Source organism: Micromonospora sp. AMSO1212t (assembly GCF_008868145.1).
Classification (GTDB): Bacteria; Actinomycetota; Actinomycetes; order Mycobacteriales; family Micromonosporaceae; genus Micromonospora; species Micromonospora tulbaghiae.
The window spans coordinates 1-3,988 of record NZ_WBKS01000228.1 but is presented as its reverse complement, the minus strand read 5'-3'; the positions used below and the strand labels follow the sequence as shown (position 1 = coordinate 3,988).

At 72.9% G+C, this 3,988-nt stretch carries 6 protein-coding genes and 1 tRNA gene; 3 read left to right on the top strand and 4 right to left on the bottom strand.

Features of this window, described 5'->3' with window-relative positions:
* From F8279_RS29350 to F8279_RS29335, 4 genes are all read right to left on the bottom strand, one after another.
* On the bottom strand, nucleotides 1-756 hold a 756-nt coding region (locus F8279_RS29350), incomplete at its 3' end, for an energy-coupling factor ABC transporter ATP-binding protein (protein WP_151501676.1).
* Nucleotides 753-1,523 (bottom strand): cobalt ECF transporter T component CbiQ, encoded by a 771-nt coding sequence (gene cbiQ, locus F8279_RS29345; RefSeq protein ID WP_151501675.1) that lies wholly within the window; start codon nucleotides 1,521-1,523, stop codon nucleotides 753-755. The genes F8279_RS29350 and cbiQ, both read right to left, overlap by 4 nt.
* Before the next feature lie 2 nt (nucleotides 1,524-1,525).
* Nucleotides 1,526-1,954 (bottom strand): PDGLE domain-containing protein, encoded by a 429-nt coding sequence (locus tag F8279_RS29340; protein WP_151501674.1) that lies wholly within the window; start codon nucleotides 1,952-1,954, stop codon nucleotides 1,526-1,528.
* Entirely contained in the window at nucleotides 1,951-2,670 is a 720-nt protein-coding gene (locus tag F8279_RS29335) for an energy-coupling factor ABC transporter permease (protein ID WP_151501673.1), read from the bottom strand. Before F8279_RS29335 ends, F8279_RS29340 begins: the two co-directional genes overlap by 4 nt.
* Before the next feature lie 123 nt (nucleotides 2,671-2,793).
* Between F8279_RS29335 and bcp the strand changes: the two genes are divergently transcribed.
* The 3 genes from bcp to F8279_RS29320 form a co-directional block, all read left to right on the top strand.
* The gene (bcp, locus tag F8279_RS29330; protein ID WP_013474255.1) at nucleotides 2,794-3,264 is read left to right on the top strand and encodes a thioredoxin-dependent thiol peroxidase; all 471 of its coding nucleotides are present in this window, start codon (nucleotides 2,794-2,796) and stop codon (nucleotides 3,262-3,264) included.
* Nucleotides 3,265-3,377: 113 nt separating this feature from the next.
* Nucleotides 3,378-3,463 (top strand) — tRNA-Leu (locus F8279_RS29325).
* 64 nt (nucleotides 3,464-3,527) lie between these two features.
* Nucleotides 3,528-3,988 (top strand): GNAT family N-acetyltransferase (locus tag F8279_RS29320; protein WP_151501672.1); only part of this gene is annotated, 461 nt, incomplete at its 3' end.

Genomic DNA, 3,988 nt, shown 5'->3' with positions numbered 1-3,988 from the left:
CGGGCGGGGGGCGAAGCCGTAAGGGAGTTCCAGGCGGTGAGCCTTGAGGAGTGCCTCGTCGGACAGGAGATCGACTGTGGGGGCGTCGGCGACGATGCGACCGCCGTCCAGGATCACCGAGCGGGGGCACAGCTCGGCCGCGTACGGCAGGTCGTGGGTGACCATGAGCAGCGTCACCGGCAGGGCGCGCAGGATCTCCGCCAGCTCCCGGCGGGCGGCCGGGTCGAGGTTCGACGACGGCTCGTCCAGCACCAGGATCTCCGGGCGCATGGCGAGCACGGTCGCCACCGCCACCCGGCGCCGCTGCCCGAACGACAGGTGATGCGGCGCCCGGTCCCGGTGCTCGCTCATCCCGACGGCCGCGAGGGCCTCGTCGACCCGCGCTGCCAGCTCGGCCCCGCGCAGGCCCAGGTTGGCCGGCCCGAACGCGACGTCCTCGGCGACTGTGGGCAGGAACAGCTGGTCGTCCGGGTCCTGGAAGACGATGCCGACGCGGCGGCGTACCTCGGCCAGCGTGTCCCGGTCGCGGGTGACGGTCAGGCCGCCGACGCTCACCGCGCCCCCGGTCGGGGTGAGGATGCCGTTGAGGTGCAGCACGAGCGTCGTCTTGCCGGCGCCGTTGGGCCCGAGCAGCGCCACCCGCTCGCCGCGCGGCACGGTCAGGTCCACCCCGTGCAGGGCGACGTGACCGTCCGGGTACGCGTACCGGACGCCACTGATGTCGAGGGAGGGCGGCTGCTGCACGTACCCGATCATCGCAGGACGAGCGCGACGGCGGCGATGGAGGCCGCGATCGCCGGCACCGTCGCGGCGGCCGCCCACTGGCCGGCGGTGGCCGCGCCGGCCCCCTGCCACACCGCCGGCATCCGGCCGGTGTAGCCGCGGGAGAGCATCGCCAGGTACACCCGCTCGCCGCGCTCGAACGCGCGCAGGAACAGCGCGCCGACGCCGGCCGCGAAGCCGCGCAACTGCCACAGGAAACGCGGGTCGTCACCCCGGGACACCCGCGCCACCCGCATCCGCCGCGCCTCGCCGACGAGCACCTCCAGGTAGCGCAGCATGAACGTGGCGATCTGGGTGAGGATCTGCGGGCACCGCAGCCGGTCCAGGCCGACCAGCAGGTCACGCGTCGTCGTGGTCGCCGCCAGCAGGAGCGACGCGAGTACGCCGAGTGTGCCCTTCGCCAGGATGTTGAACGCGCCGTGCAGCCCGTCCACGGACAGGGCGAGGCCGGCCACCTCGACCCGCTCCCCCGCACCCAGGAACGGCAGCGCGAACGCGAACAGTACGAACGGCAGCTCGATCAGGGCCCGGCTGAGCAGCCAGCGCGGGCCGACCCGGGCCAGCGCGGCCACCACGGCGACCAGGAGCGCGTACCCGCCGAAGGCCCAGTACGCCTCCCGGGGCGTGGCCACCACCGCGATGGTGAACAGCACCATCGCGGCGATCTTCACCTCCGGCGGGAGGCGGTGCACCGGCGAGCCGGACTCGCGGTAGAGCACGTGCGCGTGCCCGGCACCCATGGTCAGCGTGTGCCGGTGGACGGGGTCGCGGCCTCGTCCGCCGGGTCGGCGCTCGTGGTGGACCCCGCCGGGTCGGCGGTCGCGCCGGGCGTCGCCGGGCCGCGGCGGCGGGCCAGCCAGAACAGGCCGCCGCCGAGCGCGAAGGTGAGCAGCACGCCGAGCACGCCGGACAGGCCGGTGGAGACGAAGTCGTTGCCGATCCCGCGTACGCCGTAGTCGGCGAGCGGACTGTCCGCCAACTCGTGGTCCTTGGCCTGCTGGGCCGGGCAACTGCCGCCGGTGATCTCGTCGTCGGCGTTCACGGTGCAGCCCTTGAGCAGCGACGAGTCGAGCCCGTCCGGGTGCGAGGAGGCGTAGTTGCTGACCACGCCGGCCAGCAGCAGGGCCACCAGCAGGCCGCCGAGCAGGAACGGCCAGTGACGCTTGCTCATCGGGCACCTCCGGCGACCGGGACGGCGGGAGCCGGCGTGGCCGGCTTGAGGGCGCGCAGCGCGTACACCAGGTCGGGCCGGACCTTCGCGACGGTGACCACAGTGGTCGCGGTGATCAGGCCCTCGCCGATGCCGATGAGCAGGTGGGCGACGGCCATGGTGCCGGCCAGTCCGGCGAGGTTGCCGCCGAGGTCGGTGGTGCCGCCCAGCCAGTACTGCAGGACGAATCCCTGGGACGCGACCACCACGCTGACCAGCGCGGAGACGAACGCGGTGACGGCCAGCCCGGTCGGGGTACGCGGCAGCACGCGCAGCAGCAGCGCGATCAGCAGGTACGCGGCGGCGGTGCCCAGCAACGCCATGTTGGTGATGTTGAGGCCGAGCATCGCGACCCCGCCGTCACCGAAGACCAGCGCCTGCACGATCAGCACCACGGCGACGCAGAGCGCGCCGACCCAGGGGCCGACGAGCAGCGCGGCCAGCGCGCCGCCGAGCAGGTGACCGCTGACCCCGGCGGTGAAGATCGGGAAGTTGAGCATCTGCACGGCGAAGATGAACGCCGCCACCAGCCCGGCCATCGGAGCCAGCCGGTCGTCGAGGTCGGCGCGGCCCCGCAGCACGCAGAAGGCGAGCGCGGCGAGGGCGAGAGCCGCGAAGATCGCGGCGACCGGGCCGTTGATGATCCCGTTGGAGATGTGCATCGCCAGGGTGTCCACGGGCTCAGCTTATTTCCAGGAAGGCACTGTTGCCAATATCTGGCAACAACCTCATGATGGCCGTCACCACGCCCGCGCGTCGCCGTCCGCCGACCGCACCGGCCCGACGGTATCGTCACCGCCATGACCGACCGCCTCAAGCCCGGCGACCCCGCCCCCGAGTTCACCCTCCCCACCGACGACGGCGGCACGCTGTCCCTGGCCGGCCTGCGCGGCCGCAAGGTCATCCTGTACGCGTACCCGGCCGCCATGACGCCCGGCTGCACGAAGCAGGCGTGTGACTTCCGGGACTCGCTCGCCTCCCTCCAGGCCGCCGGCTACGAGGTGGTGGGCATCTCGCCGGACAAGCCGGCGAAGCTAGCGAAGTTCCGCGACCGGGACGCCATCACGTTCCCGCTGGTCTCCGACGAGGACAAGGCGGTGCTGACCGCGTACGGCGCGTTCGGCGAGAAGCAGATGTACGGCCGCACCGTCACCGGCGTGATCCGCTCGACGTTCGTGGTGGACGAGGACGGCAAGATCGAGCAGGCGTTCTACAACGTGCGGGCCACCGGCCACGTCGCCAAGCTGCGCCGGGACCTCGGTCTCGACTGAGGTCGCCGGCCCGGCGCGCCTCGTCGCGGCTGGTCGCATCGCGGCCGGTCGCGGCCGGTCGCGGCCCGGAGTACACACGGCTCCGGCGCGACACTCTAAACTCGGCGGGTCGGGCGGGAGTGGCGGAACGGCAGACGCGCAGGCCTTAGGAGCCTGTGTCCGAGAGGACGTGGGGGTTCGAAACCCCCCTCCCGCACCATCAGCGGTGTCACGCCCATCACGAACGCGGGTGCGGGCCGCGTCGCCACGCGCAGGATGGCGTCGTGGACCTGCGTTTCGTACTCGACCCCGACCTCACCCCCGAGCTGCGCGAACAGATCATCGCGCTCTGGGTGGACGTGACGAACGCCGGCGGCGCCGTCGGCTTCGTCGCCCCCGTGACCGCGGACGAGGTACGCCCGCTCGCCACCTCGACGCTCGACGAGGTGGCGGACGGGCCGGACCGGCTCCTCGCCGGCTACGAGGGCGAACGCCTGGTCGCCGTCCTGGTCGTCGCCGACAACCGGTTTCACCTCAAGACGCACTGGCGGGTGCTCAAGCGCGTCATGGTGCACCCCGACACCCAGGGACACGGGTACGGCGCGGCGCTGATGCGCGAGGCCGAGCGGATCGCCGGAGGGCTCGGCCTGGCGGCGCTGCACGTGACGGTCCGCGACGGTCTGGGACTGGACCGCTTCTACAAGCGCCTCGGATACCGCGAGATCGGCCGCCTCCCCGCCGCACT

What these genes read in the sequence shown, in the direction of transcription:
- F8279_RS29340 (WP_151501674.1), bottom strand. Translation starts at nt 1,954, where the DNA reads ATGAGCAAGCGTCACTGGCCGTTCCTGCTCGGCGGCCTGCTGGTGGCC.
- bcp (WP_013474255.1), top strand. Translation starts at nt 2,794, where the DNA reads ATGACCGACCGCCTCAAGCCCGGCGACCCCGCCCCCGAGTTCACCCTC.
- cbiQ (WP_151501675.1), bottom strand. Translation starts at nt 1,523, where the DNA reads ATGGGTGCCGGGCACGCGCACGTGCTCTACCGCGAGTCCGGCTCGCCG.